We start from the raw sequence: 18,948 nt of genomic DNA, 5'->3' as shown, positions 1-18,948 counted from the left end.
AACAATCCAATCCAAAAAGGTCGCACAACACCGTTGTGTCGGATCTGTAGTCGTAATCCCCACGCATTGAGCCATTGCAGCTCACTCACTCATCCAGCTTCACAACCGAAATTACACTCTTTGGAACTAACTGATGGATTTGTGGTCCGACACGGCAGCTTGAGACTTGCCGCAGCCAGCTCTCTGGAACATGAAGCAGCCGGTTTGGATTCAGTCTACGAGTTTCCCATTATCGCTACGGCCTTCACCTGTGCCCAAACGAGTGCCTGCGGCCTGAGACCGAGCCTTTCGACGGAACGCTTGGTCACTCGTGCGATGAATTGAGTCTGTTCCGCAATTCTCAGTTCGACGAGCGCATGCCCTGGTTCGGCAGCATCTGCAATTTGCAATACTTTCGCCATCAGGATGTTCTGAATGCTCATGTCCGCATGATGTGTCAGAGAGATACTCACGTCGCTCGCCTGGATGCGAACACGAACTCTTTGCCCCACGATCTCTTGCCGCTTCCCCACCAGAAGGTGGCCACCTGCGAAGTCGAGGCGCGTCAATCCATCGCTTTCATGCTCCCCAACGACCATTGGGATGACAACGGCGGCGTCCTCTGAGAAGAAGGGCACGAGGTCGAGACGCCCCATCGTTTCCCACACCGGCCCCTGTGCGACGATCCTCCCGTTTTGCAGAAGGACGACGGTATCAGCGAGCCGCGCCACTTCGTCGGGCGAATGGCTGACATAGAGAATGGGGATATCCAGCTCGTCATGAAGGCGTTCGAGATAGGGCAGAATCTCGGACTTGCGCTTGAGATCGAGGGCGGCCAGCGGCTCGTCCATCAGGAGAAGCCGCGGCCGCCGGAGCAGCGCCCGGGCGATCGCCACGCGCTGCCGCTCGCCGCCGGATAGCTTGGCTGGACTTCGGAGAAGAAGGCTCTCGATGCCGAGCAACCCGACGGTTGCGTCGAAATCCGCGTCGGCGGCCTTGAGACCGGCCCGCTTCATGCCATAACACAGGTTGCCCAGAACCGATAAGTGAGGAAAAAGGCTCGCCTCTTGGAACACGACGCCGATGGGCCGCCGATGGGTGGGAACGAACAGGCCGCGCTCCTCGTCCTGCCAAACACTGTCGCCGAAGCGCAGAAAAGCGGTCGGTGCCCGCGTCAGGCCGGCGACGCAGCGCAGAATGGTCGTCTTGCCGGAACCAGAATGTCCGAAGAAGGCCGTGACGCCGCGTGCCGGGAGTTCGAAACGCACATCAAGATCGAACGACGACAATCCCAGCTTGAAGTTTGCCGTGATCCCCGTCCCGGAATCAGCCATCGAAGCGCCCCTTGCGACGAGAGTAGAGCGCTAGAAGAATAAGGAAGCTGAAGACAAGCATGCCTCCAGCCAGCCAATGAGCCCGCGCATACTCCATCGCCTCGACATGGTCGTAGATCTGGACGGAGATCAGTCTGGTCTTGCCGGGAATGTTGCCGCCGATCATCAGGACGACGCCAAATTCTCCGATCGTATGGGCGAACCCCAGGATCGCAGCGGTTATGAAGCCGGGCTTGGCAATCGGCACCGCCACGGTGAAGAACGCGAACAGGGGATGGGCGCCGAGCGTTTGGGCTACTTCCATGGGCCGCTCGCCCATGGCTTCGAAGGCGTTCTGGATGGGCTGGACGACAAAGGGCATGGAGTAGACGACCGAGGCCAGCACGACACCGGAAAAGGTGAACGGCAATGGCCCCCAACCCAGCGCGTCCGTCAACTTGCCGATGGGCCCCCAAGGTCCCATGGCGAGCAGCATGTAGAAGCCGATCACGGTGGGCGGCAGAACGAGTGGTAGCGATACGATCGCCCCGACAGGGCCTTTCAACCACGATTTGGTACGCGCCAGCCACCATGCGATTGGGGTCCCGATCAGCAAAAGAAGCGCCGTGACGGTGACAGCCAACCGCAGAGTGAGCAGGGCGGCGCGCAGATCTTCCGCGTTCGGCATGTCGGCCTCAGTTTTGCGCGGTTTCACCGGGAAGCACGAACCCATACTGGGTCATGATGTGTCGGGCCGCTTCGGTCGTCATGTAGGACGCAAAGGCAAAGGCCAGTTCGTTGTCCTCCCCATGCTTGGTGACCACATAGGCCTGTTCGAGCGGCGAATGCAGGTCGGTAGGGACAGGAGAATAGCCACCCTTGCTGGCCAGTTCCTGGTTGACGGCAAGAGACAGGGCAACGATTCCGATGTCGGCTGCGCCGCTTTGGGCATATTGGGCGGTCTGGGCAATGTTCTCGCCGAAAACCAGCTTGTCCTGCACTTTGTCCCACATTCCCGTCGCCTTCAGTGCTTCCTCCGCCCGCTTGCCGTAAGGCGCATGTTCGGGGTTGGCGATGGCAATCTTCTTGATGGCAGGGTCGGCAAGATCGGTCAGCGCCAATTTGCTGGCATCGCGGGTTGCGCTCCAGAGGACGATGCGGCCGATGGCGTAGAGCTTGGGCTCGGTAACAGCCTGTCCGGCCGCCTTCAGCTCACGGGCGAAATTCACGTCGGCAGAGAAGAAGATATCGAACGGCGCCCCCTGCTGTATCTGGGTGTGGAATTTGCCGGACGATCCGTAGACCACTTCGACTTGGTCGTCGGCGTGCGCCTTCCGGAACTCGGCCGCGATCTCATCCATGGCGAATTTCAGGTCGGCAGCGGCGGCGATCGTCACTTTGCCGCCGGCGTTCGCGGGAGCCACGAGAGCAAGGAATGTAAGGAGGCAGGCGACAAGAGTCCGCATTGAAAGCATCGGGTTTACCTTTCCGGTCAAGAAGACACTACTGAGGTCAACGAGGGGCTCGAAATGTCGCGATAGGAAAACGATGGGTGGCGATCTAGTTGTGTCGCCAAACCTTCCACGACGAGATGAGCAGGATGACTGAAAGAATCGGCAGCAGCACAGCGTCGGGCACCAACCCCAGCAGATGCCCGCCGATAAAGGTGCCAGCGATCGACCCTGCCGCCATGACCAGCACAAACGCCCGATTGCGAGCTATGACGGAAAAGGAACTGTCACGGCTGTAACGAGCAAACCCGACGATCATGGTTGGCAGACTGACGGCAAGCGACAGGCTGCCGGCGAGTTTGATGTCGACGCCGAACAGCAGCACCAGCGTGGGGATGAGCAGTTCACCACCGGCCACCCCCATCAATGCTGCGACGATGCCAATGCCAAAGCCGACCACGACACCGGCGGCGATCAGTAACGACCCCGACAAGGCGGCTGAAGCGGCCACTGTGCCATGCCCATACAATAGGGCACAGGCGATCATCACCAGCAGAGCTGCCAGAACGCGGTAAAGGTTGCGCGAGGAAAGGTGCATCGCCCATCCTGCCCCGAACCAAGCGCCGGCGAGACTGCCAGCCAGGAGATTGGCGATGATCGTCCAGTTCGTTGCGACGGCGCCCAGTGGCACCGTCGTCGCCCGAAACGGCAAAGCCGTGGCGACGACGATCAGGCTCATAGCCTTGTTCAGGATCACCGCCTCCAGCGCCTTGAAGCGGAACGGCCCGATCAGGAGCGGCAGGCGGAACTCCGCGCCGCCCAGCCCGATCAACCCGCCGAGCATGCCGATCACCGCCCCGCCGGCAAACCCTTGCGTCTGCCGCGCGTCGCCGGAACTGGCTGACGCGGCGCACGCGGAGGCATCGGCGTGGTGAGTGACTCGGCTCGAAGACATGACGCCTCCTTTTGAAAAGGCGGCGCGCGCCAATTCAAATGAAATTGAACGAAAGAGAACGAACAGTTATAATTAGTCGGCGACCTACGACTTTCGTCTCGAATATTCATGCCGATTGGCGCTATCCGTAAAGATGAAAAGATGGGCATCGGCCCAATTGCACAAAAAAATGTACGGAATAAAATGAATTGATACGAAAGGATATTTGCTGATGACCGATCAGACCGCACTGACCGTCGAGGATGTGGCCGAGCGGCTACATGTCAGCCGCAGCGGTGTCTACGCGCTGATCAAGAGTGACAGCATCGGCTTCTACAAGGTCGGTCGCAAGATCCGCTTCACCGAGGAACAACTGCGCGACTATATCGAGCACGCTGGCCGCTCCGCCCGCCGTCCTGCCGAGGACAAGCTGTTGGCACTGGAAGAAGGACGGTATTTCGACCTCAGCGAGCCGCGCCGCGCCGAGGGCGGCTTCGTCATCTGCGGCCAGGACCTCATCCTCGACATCCTCTCGAACTTCCTCAGGATGCGGGGGGTGATGGCGCTGAGGGCCTACATCGGCAGCTACGACAGTCTGGTGTCGCTCTATCACGACAAGGTGGCGGTCGCGACCGCCCACCTTTGGGACAGCACTTCGGGCGAATACAACATATCGCATGTGCGGGCGCTCCTGCCGGGCATCCGCTGCGTCGTTGTCAACGTCACCTATCGCACTCAGGGACTTTACGTCGCCCGCGGAAACCCCAAGGGCATCGGCGACTGGAGTGACCTGGCTCGCGAGGATGTGACGCTGATCAACCGCGAAAAGGGCGCCGGGTCACGTGTGCTGCTCGACGAGAACCTGAAGCTGCTCGGCCTCTACGGCAGCGCCATCAACGGCTATGGCAACGAAAACCAGTCCCATCTGGCCGTCGCGAGCGCCGTCGGCCGGGGCGAGGCCGATGTCGCCGTCGGCACGGAAAAGATCGCCCGACAGGTCGATAACATCGAGTTCATTCCGATGAAGAAGGAGCGCTACGATCTCGTCGTCAAGAAGGAGCACTTCGAGCGGCCTGAGGTCGCCACCATGATGCACATCCTGCGTTCGGAAAAATTCCGAAACGAGTTCAGGGGCATCGGCGGCTATGACACGACTGAGATGGGCAATATCGTCGCGGAGACGTGATATACGCGCCGCCTAACTGCAAGCTACGGTCTCACACGGCATTGGCTAGTCGCGCCGATCTGGCCAGAGACGATATCTCATGCCATCGTCGCTCCGTTCTGTGATCCACAACGCCATGCAAGCAGGCCGCTATCGTCGTGCACCAAAGGAACCATAGAAAGCGTGGCGCTGGAAGATCCGATCGATGTATATCCTCGGTCTAACAGCTTCACCTGGAAAGCACTTCCTGCGCTCATCGTGGATCTACACTTGCCTGGAAGGTTCGGTTCATTGCGTATTGAGGAATGAACGGTAAAAAGACCACGCGGATTCCTATTGCCCGATCAAGCGCTCTCGTCCCCCAACCGCTGAGAGATCTATCCGAATTCCCGCTTCATTTGGCGGCGCAGGCGGCGTCCCGGGAGAACGCTCCGAAGGTTCTTCCGCCGTCTCAGCGGCCCCACTATTGTTCACCTTTCTGACGATAGACGGACCTGGATCGGCGGCATTGAACACGGCTGCCCCTTCGAAGACCCCTGTCCGCCAAGCTTCGATTGCATCGTCGAACACCTGGGGCATAACGCCCTCATCCGTCGGATTGCCATACCATTTCAGCACGATCCGCCAGACCTTGCCGAAGAGCGCCGTTCCCAGCCGTAAGTTCGAACAAGCATCGAGCAGGTCGGGTGAAATTCCCGACGGATCCTTGATGCCGATCCCGACCGGGTACTGCGTGATACCAACCCGGACAACAGCTTGTCCGACATGAGCCCGGATGGTTGCCAGTGCCTCATCCGGCGTTTTCGCTGCGGGCACCAAGACGATGCGGTTTCCACTCCTGACCGTGATGCTGAGTGGATCGGTCGATCCGACGGTCTTGACGAAGGTCTCGACAATGGCGGGTGTCAGGGAGGGATCGGCGCAACGGTGGATGAGGTCGGCATCAATGGGCATGGCAGGAACTCCTCTTCAGCCTCAACGGTTGAAAGCGATAACAAGTGGCAAATCGAAGAGCCGCGCCCAGGCCTCGACACTCGCCCGCTGGATCGCGGGAATGGAAGTGTCTTTCGCCCACCAGCCATTGGCGATGGCAACGACCCGGTTGGGACGATGGAAGGCCGATTGCAGGACCGGCCAGACGAGAAGCTGCTCGTAGCAGATGAGCGGCGCGATCCGCTGATTGGCAACGTCCACGACGGGATCGTTGAAAAGCGTTGCCCGTGCACCGCCAGTGAGACCGAACCACGATCGCCAAGGCTGCCACATGGCGATCGGAACCGGTATCCGCTGACGGTAGAGGACCTTTGCGCCCGTTCTTCGGTCGAGCGCGACCATGACGGTATCGTAGCCCTGAGTGTCGATGACGGCGGCTCCGCCAATCACCGTGATGTCGAGATTGGCCAGAGCCTCACCCCACAGATGCTCCACGGTCGGGGTCAGGATGCCAAAGGCACTTTCCGGGAGAACGATGACCCGCGAGCCGCCCTCGGCTTCTTTCCGGACTTGGGCGATCAACGATTGCTGCTGGTGGAGTGTGTCGGCCCGCCCAAAGGCCGCTCCGGCTGCGGTATCGATACCCCGCCACTCTCCTGACGCTGGAGAGCCATTTCCTGATACGACGGCTATGCAGGTAAGAACTCCGGCCGACAGGGCAATCGCGGGGGCCAATCGTGTGGTCATCAGGCAAAGGCCAAGCGCTGTTGCCATCAGCCCCCACCACCCCAAGCCTGAAAACAGCACACCGGCGGAGGTGAGCGGATGGGCCCAACCGGTAATGCCGAATGGCGGAACAGCCGTCAGCGCCATGGCGATGCCATAGCGCCCTGCCCTTCTCCAGCCCCTGCGCACCGTCCAAGCCAACGCAAGGAGCATGACAAAGGGCAGCGAGGCCGAGAACCAGAGCAGGAGGCCGATCGAGACGGATGAGCTGAAAAACTCCGTCGCGCCCTGCGGAAGCCCCCGCGACGCCGCCAGGAAATATCCCGCCGAGACGGTCGCGGCGACCATCCGGCTTGGCGCCGCCGCCCAGAGCGCCGGAAACAGAGCGGCGACGGGCAATGCCAGCATCTGGCCACTCCAGGCTGTTCCACCGACAAGGCAGGCAGCAGACACCAGAACGGCCGACCGGCTGTGAATCCAGCGTCGGCAGAGCCTGAGATCAGAGCGTGCCGATGGAGGCAAAGGTGAGGAGCGGCCGCGCAAACCCGAGGAGACCGGTGTCGGGAACCGGCCCGAAATAGCGGGAGTCATAGGAGCCTCTGAATTGCGAGTGCAGAAAGAACTGGCCGGGCGGGACGACGCCACCGGCCCAAGGCGCGAGAGCCCGACCTTGGCCGTCCCTTGAGCTGAGCCACGAGTGCGGCAGCGGAACACCGTCGATCCTGACGTTGGCACCAACGGCTATGTTCGCGCCGGCAGTTGCCGCGACGGTCTTGATGAGCGGGGCCGCGCCACTGGGACAGGGTCCCCGCAGAAAATACCCCCGCGCCAGTCCGAAGTCCGACAACACGCCCGGTGGCGGACATATGAAGACCAGATCGCCGGCGACGGCAGGCCGATCGGGCGTCACAACCTGCCAGAGGCCAAGCGGCTCGCTCGGGGTCAGATTGACGCGCAGACGGGTCGAAATCCCCACGCCGACGAACGTGGTCATGAGCGCCACGCCAACGGCTAAGATAATGAAGACGCATCGCCGGGTTTGTCGCCGAGGCCTCTCTTCATTCGGCCTCTCCGCTTCAATATGTTGCTTGGCGATCGGACGGTATGGCTGCGCTGGCAGGTCGTCGGAGACTCGCACTGCCCCGCTTTCCGGAAGGGCCGTCATTGTGGTCTCATCCCTCGCGATTGCAAAAGGGTCTGACGCTGGGCCTCGCGGAGCCCCTCGGCCTCCTTTGTCCGCTGCGCGCCGGCAAGCTGTTGAATGGCTCTGAGGTCGGCCCAAGCACCTTTGAGGTCTTGCCGTTGATCCGGGCTTAGGCCGTTCAACAGTTCCCTGGCTGTCTCGCCATCACTGTCTCTTGCTGCGAGCGGCAGGAAGGTCCGTTCTCCGAAGCGTTCGGCAACAGCCTTGGCAAACCCCTCCAGTTCGGCCGCGATCATCCTGTCCTCAAGGGCGAACCCGAGCGCGGCGGGAAGGTCGTTGCGGTCGACGGCATCGCGAATGCGCTCGAGCGTCTGGCGCGCTCCCTCCGAGAGTGCCGGGATATCGACGGCGGCTTTCAGCCTGGTGGCGCGTTCTTCAGCCTCGTAGCGATGTTCCGCCTCGGCCCGAAGCCGCAACCAGGTCTCAAGCTCACGAATGAGCGCGGGGATATTGAGCGCGGCGTGCTCGCGTGCCTCCCGCTCTGACCGTCCGGCAAACAGCCCCGTCCCGCCCTTCAAGGCCCCAAAGCTGTTGGGTTGGTCCTGAAGCTTTGCCAGGGTAGCCGCGGCCGTCTCGCGGTTCGCCATCATGGCGTCGACATCGACCTTGGCGAAGACCGTTTCCGGATCGGCGAAGACGAAGTGGAAACGGGAAGAGACCTGCTCCCATTGCCGCGAGAGGACCGGGTCGGCGATGAGCCGATCATCGACCACCTCGTGAACCGATTTGGGATGCGCAGATGTGCCGGCGACCATGGGCCTTGCCTCCTTGGGAGTCCCCGTTGGGGTTTGCTTTTGGGGGGCGACAAGACCGAGGCGCTGGCCCGCAGCGACGAGTCGGGCGCCGAGATCGACGAGCCGATCCTTTTGCCGGACGGTCCAGCGGAGCTTGTCGGCAATGAGCGTGCGGGCTACACGAAGAAGGTCGAAGCCGCGCGCCTCGGCAAAGCGGAGGCTCGCGCGATAGAACCGCGAGCCCGCGTAATCGAGGGTCGTTTCCTTTGATCGTGCTTGCGACAGGATCTTCGTCAGCCCGCCGGCCTTCCGGAAGGAGAGCGCGCCATAGTAGAGGCCGACATCCTCGCGATGGCGGGTCAGCGCCACATAGGTCAGATGCCGATCCAGCGAGAGCGTGGCCAGCACCTTGACCCGGTCGACAGTCGCACCCTGGGACTTGTGGATCGTCGTCGCATAGCCATGGTCGACGTTGGCGTAGAAACGCTGGTCAACCTCGACACGGCGACGGTGTTCGCCCTCCCCCACCATGGCAGCAAACCAGCAGGGACGGGCTTCTACCACGTGGCCGATCATGCCGTTCTTGACGCCGAGCGATCCCTCGTTCCTCAGGAAGACGATCTGGTCACCGGCGGCGAACTTGCGAACGCCGTCTTCAGTCTGGAAGGCATGGCCTTCTGCTACCAATCCACGTTCGATCAGCCTGGTGCGCGCCATGTCGTTGAGCGCGCGGACATCACGGCGCAGATGCGCCAGGATCAGCGTGGACTTCGCGGGATCGTAATCGCGGTTCCAGTCCTCGATCAGCGCGGCGACAGCCTCGGCCTTGAACCGGCTCGGGCAGAGCTTGCCATTCGTCTCGTAGGCCCTCAAAGCTTCTGCCATCCGTCCTCTCGCGAGATCGAACGAGGCGTCGCGCATCCACGGCTCGCGCTGGCGATAGATGGTCTGAAGCTCGGCATAGCCGGTGCGCTCGGCGATGGCACGGAAGGCCGCCCCCGCCTCGATCGGCTGGAGCTGATCGGGATCGCCGACCAGTACCAGCTTGGCACCTGATGTGACGACGCTTTCCACGATGAGCGCCATCTGTCGGGATGACACCATGCCCGCTTCGTCGAGCACGAAGATCGTCCTATCGTCGAGCCTGTCACGGCCCCTGCCCCAGGCGAGCTCCCATGAGGCGAGGGTGCGTGACGCAATGCCGGCCTCTTTCTCCAAGCCTTCGGCAGCCTTGCCGGCTAGGGCGGCACCGACCACGCGATAGCCCGCCGCTTCCCAGGCCTCGCGGGCAGCTTTCATCATGGTGGTCTTGCCGGCACCGGCTCGGCCGACCACAGCGGCAAGCCGCCCTTCAGTCGCGACATGGGCGATCGCTGCGCGCTGCTCGTCCGACAAACGGTCGTGGCGATCGAAGACGGAGTGGAGCATCTTGTCCGGAACGCCGTGCGACGAACGACCGGATAGCCATTGGGCGCGGCTCACCATACCCGCTTCGATCCGGATCAGCTCACGCGTCGAATACCTGGCAGGCTCGCGTTGGCCGGAACCGAGCCCGATGCGCTCGTCCTCGAGCTTGACGACGTCCGGGCTCTGGAGGATCCGTACCATCAGCTGCTGGAACGTGCCGGCATCGTCCACATAGCGATGCAACACCTTCGCCACATCGCGTGCCGTGAAGACGCTCATCTCGCGGGAGACGAGATCCAGCACGATCTCGGGGCGGCGCAGAATGCGGGCCATATTATCGGCGCGACGCTCTGCATGAAGCGCAACGCGTTCGAGCTTGGGCGACCAGCCCGCCACCTTTTCTTTCCGGTCGATCGCCTTGGCGCCGACACCGATATGGGCGGTCGGCACGAGGTCGATACCGCGCTCGGCATATGACCGGCCATCGACGCGGATGTCGAGACCAGCAAGAGCCAAATGCTTGTTCTGGAGAGCGAGCCAACTCTCGCGTTGGTCGACGAACTCCGCCTTCTCGCCCGACCACAGGCGATAGACGATCTTGCCCGCTTCATTGCGCAGGGGCTCGCCGGTCTCTCCGACGACAGGAACTTTCTTCGATCCGAACCCTTTCTCCGTCAGGGACCGCAAGGTGGTCATCAGATGGACATGGGGGTTGCCCGGTTCGTCGTGATAGACCCAATCAGCCACCTGTCCACGCGTCAGCACCTGGGTTCCGACGAATTCTCGCATCAGGGCAATGTTCTGATCGCGCGTCAGCTCCACCGGCAGGGCGATGATGAATTCCTTGGCGAGCTGGGCGTCGGAGCGCTTCTCGAAGGCCTCGACCGCGTTCCAGAAGGCTTCCGCGCTGCCGGCCACCGAACGATCGGCAATTAGCGCGCGGCACCACCCCGGAGCATCAGGCGGCAACAGGAATTCCTCATGGGCAAGACCGCGCTTTGCCGAATAGTCGACCACCCGTCCCTCCGCCTCGTGTTCCATGCGAGCACAATGGCGATAAGCCGCCGACAGCACGGCGCTGCGGCCCTGGCTGCGCGAGATCAGTTGCGGAGTGAAGTGGGTGATAGCCAAGGCGACAACCATTTCCGGGCGACGTTGGAACACAAGACGTTCCTCGAAAGCGGCGGGTGCGGCCCCGCCGGGCTGAGAGCCATCGGCCTAGGCGGGGAAGCAGGGCGTCGTGACAGCGACGTATTACTGCGCCCTTGGACCATTCCTTCGGAACGGCCGGGATGATTGTCCAAAGCGTCGGCGCTGCCGACTAGCTTTTTTATGAGTGGCCGCAAGCGGCCTTCTCCGAAATGCTCCGCCTCAGCCAGACAGGCTGGCGACAAGCGGAGGCTCAACCGGAATGAAAAAGCCCTCATCGAAAATCCGTGAGGAAATTGCCCGGCTTCAAGAGCAGCTGAAGGCGGCGGAGACACGCGAGGCCGAGCGCATCGGCCGCATCGCCCTCAAGGCCGGTCTCGGCGACATCGAGATCGACGAGGAGGCACTGCTCGCTGCCCTCACGGATGTGGCGGGGACGTTTCGGCGCGGGAGCAATGGAGGTTCAACCGGGAAGAAGAGGACCGCACACGACCCCTCGTCGGAGAGCCCTTCGTCCCCGGCACTCACCTCTCAAGCGGCTCAACCAGCAGCTGGCGAGGTTGAAGCGCATGGCTGAGGCACAAACTTCCGAGGACCGTAAAAAGGATACGCGCGAGAAGATCGCGCTGGGTGGCCTCATCGTCAAAGCCGGTCTGCGCTACGAAAGCCGCGCCCTCCTCCTCGGTCTTCTGATCGACGCAAAGAACCGCCTCAGCGGTAACGAGGCCGAACGCGCGCGACTGATGGGAATCGGGACGGAAGCCTTCGGTCGTGACTCCTGATACCTCGGCCCGGCGACTTGTGCTGTTCCTGCTGCCACTTGGTGTGATGACCGGTGCGCTCGTCGGGCTGACGGGCCTGTCGCCCGGGCTGGATCAGACCTTTGTAGCGTTGGGCAAGACAGCGGCGCAGCAACAACTCCTTGTTCGGATTTGTTCGGCGCTTCCCTATGGTGTCGTCGCCGTCATCGGCATCACCACTCTCTTCGCAGCCGCGGGATCGGTGAACATCAGAACGGTGGCTGTGAGCGTTTCCATCGGCAATCTGATGGGCTTGGGATGGGCCGTCGCACGCGAAGCGCTGCGGCTTCATTCGGCTCTTCCGCTCGACACGCGCGCACTGTTGTCCAGCATCGATCCCGCAGTCGCGATCAGCGTCTTGCTCCTGACCATCGCGCTGATCTTTTCCATTCGGATCACGGTGAACGGCAATGCTGCCTTCGCCTCGACCGCACCGAGGCGCATTCGCGGGCGGCGGGCACTGCACGGCGACGCCGACTGGATGACGCTTCCCGATGCCGTCCGCCTCTTTCCCCAAACAGGCGGCATCGTCATCGGCGAGCGCTTCCGCGTCGACAAGGACAGCGTTGCCGCACTGCCCTTTCGCTCGAAGGACCGCGCCAGCTGGGGAGCCGGCGGACGCATGCCGCTTCTCTGCTTTGATGCCTCCTTCGGCTCGTCGCACGGCATCGTCTTTGCCGGGTCCGGCGGCTTCAAGACGACCTCGGTGACAATCCCGACCGCGCTCAAATGGGGCGGCACGCTCGTGGTGCTCGATCCGTCCGCCGAAGTCGCGCCCATGGTGGTCGATCACCGACGTCGGGCTGGAAGAGCCGTTCATATCCTCGATCCGAAATCGCCAGATACCGGCTTCAACGTGCTCGATTGGATTGGCCAGTTCGGCGGTTCGCGCGAGGAAGACATCGCCGCCGTCGCCTCCTGGATCATGAGCGACAGCGGACGGCAGACCGGCATTCGCGATGATTTCTTCCGCTCCTCGGCGTTGCAGTTGCTCACGGCCCTCATCGCCGACGTCTGCCTGTCCGGCCACACCGATCCGGAGCATCAGACGCTGCGCCAGGTGCGCGCCAATCTCTCCGAGCCCGAGCCCAAACTGCGCGAGCGGCTTCAGAGGATTTACGACCTCTCCGGCTCCACCTTCGTAAAGGAAAACGTCGCCGCCTTCGTCAACATGACGCCCGAGACGTTTTCCGGCGTCTACGCCAACGCGGTCAAGGAAACCCATTGGCTGTCCTACCCCAACTATGCCGCGCTGGTGTCCGGATCGAGTTTTCGGACAGACGACCTCGCCGATGGACACACCGACGTCTTCATCAACCTCGACCTCAAGACGCTGGAGACCCATGCGGGGCTCGCCCGAGTCATCATCGGCGCCTTCATGAACGCGATCTACAATCGCAACGGCGCCATCGAAGGGCGCGCGCTGTTCCTGCTCGACGAAGTGGCGCGTCTCGGGTTCATGCGCATCCTCGAGACCGCCCGCGACGCCGGCCGCAAGTATGGCGTCACGCTCACCCTGCTCTTCCAGTCCATCGGCCAGATGCGCGAGACCTATGGCGGCCATGACGCCGCCAGCAAATGGTTCGAAAGCGTCAGCTGGATCTCATTCGCCGCCGTCAACGATCCCGAGACCGCCGACTATATCTCCCGGCGCTGTGGCACCACGACCGTCGAAATCGAACAAGTCAGCCGGTCGTCGCAGACGTCCGGTTCGTCCCGCACGAGGTCGAAACTGCTTGGCTCCCGTCCGCTGATCCAGCCGCACGAAGTCCTGCGGATGAGAGCTGACGAACAGATCGTCTTCACCGCCGGCAATCCGCCGCTTCGGTGCGGCCGTGCCATCTGGTTCCGGCGCGGTGAAATGCTGGCTTGTGTAAGAGAGAACAGGTTCGAGAAGGAAAGACAGTGAGCCCGACCGAATGGCCTTTTATGCTTCCTGGTCGAGCACCGCCTGATGGAACTCGCGACCCATCACGGCCATGAATCGACGTCACCCCATCGATTCAAAACTGTCGTTGGACGCGATGGCATCGATTGGCGATCCTTGCTGTATGACTGCAACCTCTCGCCATCTCTATATCGAACACCGAGATGCCACCCGCAACATGGCGCGCTTCTACGCGCTGTCGATCGAGCCGACGCTGTTCGGCGATGTCTGCCTGACACGGCGCTGGGGCCGCATCGGCACGCGCGGCCAGATGAGGGCGATGAGCTTCTCGCAAGAGGAAGAGGCGCTGGCGTACTTTGCGAAGATCCAGCGTCAGAAGGCGAGCCGCGGATATCGCGAGTGCCTCACCTGAACCTGTTGACTTCGGTCGTCGTCTTGCGCCGCGCCACGAGAGCACGCAGCAATGGCAGAAAGAATGCCTTGCTGAAGCTGCCGAGCGGCGGCGCCGGCTCAAGATAGAAGGATTGGCCGACGATGTCGGTGTTGTACTCGTCGAGGATAAGCCAGAGGCGCATGTCGGCATCGAGGCCCGCCCGGCGCTTTTCGATGGGCGGAATCTCGGCGGCGAACCGGGACGCTTCCGGCTCCTTGGACGTGATGGGAAAGAACAGGATCAGATCACCGCTCTTGCGTGCGAGTCGAACGCCGACCGCGACGGGTCGGTCTTTGCGTCCCTCCTTTTCACCCGCCTTGGATTGGCGCGCCCAGAGATAGGCGTAGCGAAGGACGACACCGGTCTGGAGCTGTTCGAAGCTCATGACCGCGAGGGTTCATCTTCGCGCGTGTAGACTTCGACCGCCGATTCGAACTCGCTCAAGAGATCATCCGGCATGGTCTCGATCGTTCCGACCGACCGGGTGTCGGAGCGCTTCAGAAGCTTCTCGTAATCCTCGATATTGAGGATCACGAGGCGCGGCTTGTTGCGCTGGGTGATGGTCACCGGCCGGCGCAAGGCCTCGGCGATGATGTCGCCTGATTTCCGCGAAAGATCGCTCGTCGTGTAGGATGCGTCAACGGGCATGGCGGCCTCCTTGATCTTGTATTCCCATCATATACAGCATTTCTGTATTTTCTGAAAGAGACCGGTGCGGAGGCTCGAGAGCCGCACGTCGGCTACCGTCTTGAGTCTCCGCCAGAGCGCCGCGCAGGAATCAACTATTTGTTGATTTTCCCGGCCACTGGCCGTACATAATGCACGAATAGGAGACCGAGAAAATGGCTGAAGCGGCTAAGAAATCCTCTTCCGGTCGGGTCCGGGGAGAGCGCCTGGAAACGCGCGTCACCTCTGACCAGAAGCGCCTCATCGAGCACGCGGCGGCACTGCAGGGGCGCACGGTCACGGATTTCGTTCTGACGAGCGTCCAGGACGCGGCGCGGCGTGCCATCGAGGAACATCAGCATCTATCGCTCTCCGTGCGGGATAGCGAGGCCTTCGTGAAGGCGTTGACTGAACCGCGGCCGGTCAACGAACGGCTGCGCGAAACGATCCGCCTCTACCGCGAAAAGACGGGCGTCTGACAAGTGGAAGGGGAAGCGGCGGACATTCCGCGCATCGAGGCTCTCAGCGCCATTCACGATCGCACGGAGTTTGCGTGCGGCGTGGAGCCGCTCGACCGTTATTTTCGGACGCAGGCCGGACAAGAGGCGCGCAAGAGGGTCGCCGCGCCCTTCGTGCTGGTTCTGGCCGATGGCAACATTGCAGGCTTCTACACGCTGTCGGCGACGGCGATCCGCTTGCCAGAATTGCCGAACGCCCTCACCCGCAAGCTACCGCGCTATCCACTCATCCCGGCGACGTTGCTCGGCCGGCTCGCCGTCGATCAACGGCACCAAGGCAAGGGCTACGGCCGATTTCTTCTGGCAGACGCGCTCTATCGGGCAGTATGTAGCGAGATCGCCTCGTTCGCGGTCATCGTCGATGCCAAGGATCAAGCCGCCAAGCGCTTCTATGAGCGCGAGAGCTTCCAGCCATTTCCGGACCAGCCTCTGAAGCTGTTTCGTGCAATGACCGATATAGAAATGCTGTTCAGGTGAAAGGCCGGACAATGGGCCGCCGCCCATTCGGGCTTGCATTAAGGCCGCCCACCGGAAGATCACTCGTCCCGGTCCGCCTAGAGCTTGGGATCAGGCCATTCGTAGCCCTCCCAGGCGGCCAGATCCTCTGGTGTCACCTGCTCGTTGGGACCAAAAGGATAGGCGCCAGCGCCAACCCCGAAAAGTGGGTGGAAGCTCCACAGAAGGCTCGGCAAGAGCTGGCGCCGTTGGCTCTTCGTCCAGGAACAAAACAGAGCGCCGCGTGTATGCAACCTTTCGAAAAAGCCGAGATGCGCTGGATCGAGCCGTTGCCAAGCCTCGGTCACAGCTGGCTCTCTCGAGCCGAAGTCTTCCCTTAGCGCCTCTTCAATGACGGCTTCGAGGGCATAGGTGATCGCTTGGTGCTTCTTTCCGTGGTCGATCCAGGCAAGAGATTCCCGGAGCATCCGCTGCTGCGGGAGAAGAACTGGCCAGAGGATCGCCACGCCGTAGCGGACGCCGATTTCTTCGAAATGCTCCGGCGGTTGAATAATCTCACGCTGCTGCTCGTAGGCTTTCCGGGCGTCATGGGCGAGTACAAGAAAAGCACCCTCTTTGTCCCGAACGAGCGGTGAACGCTCATTAACGTCTCGAACAACCTCGTTCAGCAGCCGGAGAGTGCCATAGTCCCCTATGAGCACGATGCCCGCGTGGTTGCGAAGCAGCTGATGGGAGAGCATGGAAACACCGGTGAAGTTGTTATCGTTCGGCGGCCGCAATGACCGCGTCGAACATGTGTTTTCACTCTACACAGGTTCTCCGGGCTTCCAAAGAGAGGCATCCAGCGGCGGCGCCAATTGCGCCCCTTTCGATGCGGCGGCACAGTTGGCTTGGCCCGTCGCACCGGCCCCGCCGCGATGGGCGGGGCCGCCTGCGCCCGAGGTGTCAGTCCCTGTTGGGACGAGACCAGATGAGCTGGAAGCCGGTCTCGCCCTCGACCTCGGAAAGCGTCGCGTAGATCGGAGCCGGGAAGCTCGGATCGTCGAGCTTGACCGAGAGGTAGTCCCGGTCGGTCTGTTCCGAGCGCTTCTGCCAGGCTGCGCCCAGTTCAACATTGCCGGCCGCGTAGATGCGGTAGTGCGGCCCCTTGTCCGAAGGGTTGTCGACGCGCTGGAAGCGAGCCTTGACGTTAAGCGTCAGCGTGCGGATCGAACCGGTGAAAGATGTCGGAGGCGGTGAAAGAACCGATGGTCGCCATGATGATGTTCCTTTTCGCTCGTTTCGGACCGCGCCCTTCGCGGCCTCGATGGCAGTCGAAAAGATCGGGGACGATCGGACCGCACTCGTCAGAGCCGAAACGCATGTGGAGGACGTTCGGACAAAGCTTTGTTGTTTCGCGAGGAATGCGAGCCTGTGAGCAGGGGAAGAAAGTTTTGAACGAAAGTTGCGGGAAGACGATCGAGGCGAAGCCGTGCTCCGGTCAGACATGCCACATCGAGCCCGCAGAAGGGTCGGCCAGCAGACGGGAAAGGAATGTGAAGCCTCATTGGTCCAGTCGGCATTGCGTCTGTCGGCGAGACTCACATCGAAGCGCGGCTACCCAAGCGAACAAACGCCCGATAGCCCGACCGCGTGGGTATTCATATGGGCGCGCGCGATCAAACGTCGCAGCAGCCGGCAGAGAGATGACATCCGCCAGTTTTAGGATGTCACGCTCCGCCTTCAGCTTCGCGACTTCCTTACGCAGCCAGTCAATCTCCTGTTGCTCCGGCTTTATCTGCCCATGACCGCGAAAGGGATGCCGTCGCCGTCGCGATCAAAAAAGCAGCAGAAAAGCCAACCCGAGGGTGCCTCCGAAACTCGGAGCTATTCAGTAATCGGTTAAGGCAAGGACTCCCTGCGAGACGCAGAAAAGGGGAACTTCCGCACTTCTGAATGCCTCTGCTCTGCTTCTGGGTTCGCCTTTACATTCTGTAATTCTGCAATTATAGAAATACAGAAGGAGATACCATGACGACTGACCCCGATCAGGAACTTGCCCGCTTCGCCGACATGATGGCGGCGCTGGGCACCGAAACCCGCTTGCGGATCGTTCGCCTGCTCTTGGCGGCCCATCCTCATGGGCTCGTCGTCGGCGAATTGGGTAGCGAGCTGGGCATCGCCCCGTCCACACTCTCCCATCATCTCGACAAGTTGAAGAACGAGGGTTTGGTGAACGTGAAGCGGGAAAGCAATTTCCTCCGCTACTCGGCCAATGCCGAGGCGCTGGAGAGCATTCTCGCGTTCCTGTTCGCCGAGTGCTGCACCCGGAACAAGGCCGTCTCCCCCGAAAAGGTTACCTGTTGCGAGGAGAACATCATGTCGGAAAGCTCGATCAAGGAAGTCGTGCGCGAGAAGTACGCCGAGGCGGCGCTCAAGGCCGGAAGCGGCGGCAGTTGCGGCTGCGGAACGAGCTGCTGCTCGACCGAGGGCACGGCCAAGAACCCGGTGACCTCCGATCTCTATTCCGCGATCGAGGCGGGCAGCCTGCCTGAGAAGGTCGTATTGGCCTCGCTCGGCTGCGGTAACCCGACCGCACTCGCCGAGCTGAAGGCCGGTGAGGTGGTGCTTGATCTAGGCTCGGGCGGAGGCATTGACGTTCTGCTGTCGGCCAAGCGCGTTGGTCCGACCGGCAAGGCCTACGGTCTCGACATGACGGACGAGATGCTGGCGCTGGCGCGGGACAATCAACGCCAAGCCGGCGCTGAGAACGTCGAGTTCCTGAAAGGCGAGATCGAGGCGATTCCGCTGCCTGACGGCTCCGTGGATGTCATCATCTCGAACTGTGTCATCAACCTGTCGGCCGACAAGAGCCAGGTTCTGCGGGAAGCCTTCCGGGTACTTAGGCCCGGCGGCCGCTTTGCGGTGTCCGATGTGGTGACGCGGGGCGACATCCCCGCGCCGATCCGCAAGGACGTTCTGGCCTGGGCAGGCTGCATTGCCGGCGCGCTCGATGAAGACGACTATCGCGGTAAGCTGGCAGCGGCCGGCTTCGTCAACATCGATGTTGAGCCGACCCGCATCTATCGGGCCGAGGATGCGCGCGGATTCCTGGTCAACAAGGACCTCGATGTTGACGCTTTGGCGGCGCAGGTCGATGGCAAGATCTTCAGCGCCTTCGTGCGGGCAACCAAACCCGGCACCGTCTAGTCG

19 protein-coding genes and 2 pseudogenes are annotated in these 18,948 nt (G+C 61.8%); 8 read left to right on the top strand and 13 right to left on the bottom strand.

Annotated elements, in window-relative coordinates:
• Positions 1 to 215: 215 nt before the first annotated feature.
• From modC to CJ014_RS19635, 4 genes are all read right to left on the bottom strand, one after another.
• A complete protein-coding gene (gene modC, locus CJ014_RS19650) occupies positions 216 to 1,313 on the bottom strand; it encodes a molybdenum ABC transporter ATP-binding protein (RefSeq protein WP_100082194.1) in 1,098 nt (365 codons plus the stop codon).
• Complete coding sequence (gene modB, locus CJ014_RS19645) at positions 1,306 to 1,980, bottom strand: molybdate ABC transporter permease subunit (protein WP_100082193.1); 675 nt, start codon at positions 1,978 to 1,980, stop codon at positions 1,306 to 1,308. The genes modC and modB overlap by 8 nt, the downstream gene beginning before the upstream one ends.
• Positions 1,981 to 1,987: 7 nt before the next feature.
• The gene (gene modA, locus CJ014_RS19640) at positions 1,988 to 2,689 is read right to left on the bottom strand and encodes a molybdate ABC transporter substrate-binding protein (protein ID WP_245427468.1); all 702 of its coding nucleotides are present in this window, start codon (positions 2,687 to 2,689) and stop codon (positions 1,988 to 1,990) included.
• A 163-nt stretch (positions 2,690 to 2,852) separates the two neighbouring features.
• Positions 2,853 to 3,698 (bottom strand): sulfite exporter TauE/SafE family protein, encoded by an 846-nt coding sequence (locus CJ014_RS19635; protein ID WP_100082191.1) that lies wholly within the window; start codon positions 3,696 to 3,698, stop codon positions 2,853 to 2,855.
• A gap of 211 nt (positions 3,699 to 3,909) precedes the next feature.
• Here CJ014_RS19635 and CJ014_RS19630 point away from each other — a divergent pair, with 211 nt between their 5' ends.
• Positions 3,910 to 4,863 carry a substrate-binding domain-containing protein gene (locus CJ014_RS19630; protein ID WP_100082190.1) on the top strand — a complete coding sequence of 318 codons (954 nt, stop codon included), beginning with the start codon at positions 3,910 to 3,912 and terminating at the stop codon, positions 4,861 to 4,863.
• A gap of 312 nt (positions 4,864 to 5,175) precedes the next feature.
• Here the strand turns inward: CJ014_RS19630 and CJ014_RS19625 are convergent, their stop codons facing one another.
• From CJ014_RS19625 to traA, 4 genes are all read right to left on the bottom strand, one after another.
• Complete coding sequence (locus CJ014_RS19625) at positions 5,176 to 5,796, bottom strand: TraH family protein (protein WP_100082189.1); 621 nt, start codon at positions 5,794 to 5,796, stop codon at positions 5,176 to 5,178.
• A 21-nt stretch (positions 5,797 to 5,817) separates the two neighbouring features.
• Positions 5,818 to 7,092, bottom strand: coding sequence for a conjugal transfer protein TraB (locus tag CJ014_RS19620; RefSeq protein WP_100082188.1), 1,275 nt, complete (start codon positions 7,090 to 7,092; stop codon positions 5,818 to 5,820).
• The gene (gene traF, locus CJ014_RS19615) at positions 7,001 to 7,495 is read right to left on the bottom strand and encodes a conjugative transfer signal peptidase TraF (RefSeq protein WP_245427466.1); all 495 of its coding nucleotides are present in this window, start codon (positions 7,493 to 7,495) and stop codon (positions 7,001 to 7,003) included. The genes CJ014_RS19620 and traF overlap by 92 nt, the downstream gene beginning before the upstream one ends.
• A 167-nt stretch (positions 7,496 to 7,662) precedes the next feature.
• On the bottom strand, positions 7,663 to 10,977 hold the full coding sequence (traA, locus tag CJ014_RS19610) for a Ti-type conjugative transfer relaxase TraA (protein ID WP_100082202.1): 3,315 nt from the start codon (positions 10,975 to 10,977) through the stop codon (positions 7,663 to 7,665).
• A 280-nt stretch (positions 10,978 to 11,257) separates the two neighbouring features.
• Here traA and traC point away from each other — a divergent pair, with 280 nt between their 5' ends.
• The 4 genes from traC to CJ014_RS19590 all read left to right on the top strand — a co-directional run bounded on the left by traC (position 11,258) and on the right by CJ014_RS19590 (position 14,095).
• Entirely contained in the window at positions 11,258 to 11,572 is a 315-nt protein-coding gene (traC, locus tag CJ014_RS19605) for a conjugal transfer protein TraC (protein WP_100082186.1), read from the top strand.
• Complete coding sequence (gene traD / locus CJ014_RS19600; protein ID WP_100082185.1) at positions 11,565 to 11,777, top strand: type IV conjugative transfer system coupling protein TraD; 213 nt, start codon at positions 11,565 to 11,567, stop codon at positions 11,775 to 11,777. Before traC ends, traD begins: the two co-directional genes overlap by 8 nt.
• Positions 11,767 to 13,704 (top strand): Ti-type conjugative transfer system protein TraG, encoded by a 1,938-nt coding sequence (gene traG / locus CJ014_RS19595; RefSeq protein ID WP_280952347.1) that lies wholly within the window; start codon positions 11,767 to 11,769, stop codon positions 13,702 to 13,704. The genes traD and traG overlap by 11 nt, the downstream gene beginning before the upstream one ends.
• Positions 13,705 to 13,846: 142 nt before the next feature.
• Complete coding sequence (locus CJ014_RS19590) at positions 13,847 to 14,095, top strand: WGR domain-containing protein (RefSeq protein WP_342588569.1); 249 nt, start codon at positions 13,847 to 13,849, stop codon at positions 14,093 to 14,095.
• Here CJ014_RS19590 and CJ014_RS19585 read toward each other — a convergent pair.
• Positions 14,088 to 14,501, bottom strand: coding sequence for a hypothetical protein (locus CJ014_RS19585; protein WP_100082182.1), 414 nt, complete (start codon positions 14,499 to 14,501; stop codon positions 14,088 to 14,090). The genes CJ014_RS19590 and CJ014_RS19585 overlap by 8 nt on opposite strands.
• Positions 14,498 to 14,764: a type II toxin-antitoxin system prevent-host-death family antitoxin gene (locus CJ014_RS19580; RefSeq protein ID WP_100082181.1), complete on the bottom strand. Its 267-nt coding sequence runs from the start codon at positions 14,762 to 14,764 to the stop codon at positions 14,498 to 14,500. Before CJ014_RS19580 ends, CJ014_RS19585 begins: the two co-directional genes overlap by 4 nt.
• Positions 14,765 to 14,958: 194 nt before the next feature.
• Between CJ014_RS19580 and CJ014_RS19575 the strand changes: the two genes are divergently transcribed.
• Complete coding sequence (locus tag CJ014_RS19575; RefSeq protein ID WP_100082180.1) at positions 14,959 to 15,261, top strand: type II toxin-antitoxin system TacA family antitoxin; 303 nt, start codon at positions 14,959 to 14,961, stop codon at positions 15,259 to 15,261.
• A 3-nt stretch (positions 15,262 to 15,264) separates the two neighbouring features.
• Positions 15,265 to 15,777, top strand: coding sequence for a GNAT family N-acetyltransferase (locus CJ014_RS19570; protein WP_100082179.1), 513 nt, complete (start codon positions 15,265 to 15,267; stop codon positions 15,775 to 15,777).
• A gap of 77 nt (positions 15,778 to 15,854) precedes the next feature.
• Here the strand turns inward: CJ014_RS19570 and CJ014_RS19565 are convergent, their stop codons facing one another.
• The 3 genes and pseudogenes from CJ014_RS19565 to CJ014_RS28430 form a co-directional block, all read right to left on the bottom strand.
• Positions 15,855 to 16,496 carry a DUF6904 family protein gene (locus tag CJ014_RS19565; protein WP_100082178.1) on the bottom strand — a complete coding sequence of 214 codons (642 nt, stop codon included), beginning with the start codon at positions 16,494 to 16,496 and terminating at the stop codon, positions 15,855 to 15,857.
• 205 nt (positions 16,497 to 16,701) lie between these two features.
• Positions 16,702 to 17,014, bottom strand: a pseudogene (locus tag CJ014_RS19560) (DUF736 domain-containing protein).
• Positions 17,015 to 17,455: 441 nt separating this feature from the next.
• Positions 17,456 to 17,557, bottom strand: a pseudogene (locus tag CJ014_RS28430) (transposase); the annotation flags it as partial.
• Between the two features lie 209 nt (positions 17,558 to 17,766).
• On the opposite strand from CJ014_RS28430, the gene arsM reads away from it, so the two are divergent.
• A complete protein-coding gene (gene arsM, locus CJ014_RS19555; protein WP_100082177.1) occupies positions 17,767 to 18,945 on the top strand; it encodes an arsenite methyltransferase in 1,179 nt (392 codons plus the stop codon).
• Positions 18,946 to 18,948 lie beyond the last annotated feature (3 nt).

The sequence above is a fragment of the Pleomorphomonas carboxyditropha genome, from assembly GCF_002770725.1.
GTDB classification, from domain to species: domain Bacteria; phylum Pseudomonadota; class Alphaproteobacteria; order Rhizobiales; family Pleomorphomonadaceae; genus Pleomorphomonas; species Pleomorphomonas carboxyditropha.
This window is presented reverse-complemented; position numbering and strand designations above follow the sequence as displayed.

Excerpts from the sequence above, each read along its gene's own strand:
- modC (WP_100082194.1), bottom strand. The coding sequence starts at position 1,313 with ATGGCTGATTCCGGGACGGGGATCACGGCAAACTTCAAGCTGGGATTG.
- modB (WP_100082193.1), bottom strand. The coding sequence starts at position 1,980 with ATGCCGAACGCGGAAGATCTGCGCGCCGCCCTGCTCACTCTGCGGTTG.
- CJ014_RS19635 (WP_100082191.1), bottom strand. The coding sequence starts at position 3,698 with ATGTCTTCGAGCCGAGTCACTCACCACGCCGATGCCTCCGCGTGCGCC.
- CJ014_RS19630 (WP_100082190.1), top strand. The coding sequence starts at position 3,910 with ATGACCGATCAGACCGCACTGACCGTCGAGGATGTGGCCGAGCGGCTA.
- CJ014_RS19625 (WP_100082189.1), bottom strand. The coding sequence starts at position 5,796 with ATGCCCATTGATGCCGACCTCATCCACCGTTGCGCCGATCCCTCCCTG.
- CJ014_RS19620 (WP_100082188.1), bottom strand. The coding sequence starts at position 7,092 with ATGACTCCCGCTATTTCGGGCCGGTTCCCGACACCGGTCTCCTCGGGT.
- traF (WP_245427466.1), bottom strand. The coding sequence starts at position 7,495 with ATGACCACGTTCGTCGGCGTGGGGATTTCGACCCGTCTGCGCGTCAAT.
- traC (WP_100082186.1), top strand. The coding sequence starts at position 11,258 with ATGAAAAAGCCCTCATCGAAAATCCGTGAGGAAATTGCCCGGCTTCAA.
- traD (WP_100082185.1), top strand. The coding sequence starts at position 11,565 with ATGGCTGAGGCACAAACTTCCGAGGACCGTAAAAAGGATACGCGCGAG.
- CJ014_RS19590 (WP_342588569.1), top strand. The coding sequence starts at position 13,847 with ATGACTGCAACCTCTCGCCATCTCTATATCGAACACCGAGATGCCACC.
- CJ014_RS19585 (WP_100082182.1), bottom strand. The coding sequence starts at position 14,501 with ATGAGCTTCGAACAGCTCCAGACCGGTGTCGTCCTTCGCTACGCCTAT.
- CJ014_RS19580 (WP_100082181.1), bottom strand. The coding sequence starts at position 14,764 with ATGCCCGTTGACGCATCCTACACGACGAGCGATCTTTCGCGGAAATCA.
- CJ014_RS19575 (WP_100082180.1), top strand. The coding sequence starts at position 14,959 with ATGGCTGAAGCGGCTAAGAAATCCTCTTCCGGTCGGGTCCGGGGAGAG.
- CJ014_RS19565 (WP_100082178.1), bottom strand. The coding sequence starts at position 16,496 with ATGCTCTCCCATCAGCTGCTTCGCAACCACGCGGGCATCGTGCTCATA.
- arsM (WP_100082177.1), top strand. The coding sequence starts at position 17,767 with ATGACGACTGACCCCGATCAGGAACTTGCCCGCTTCGCCGACATGATG.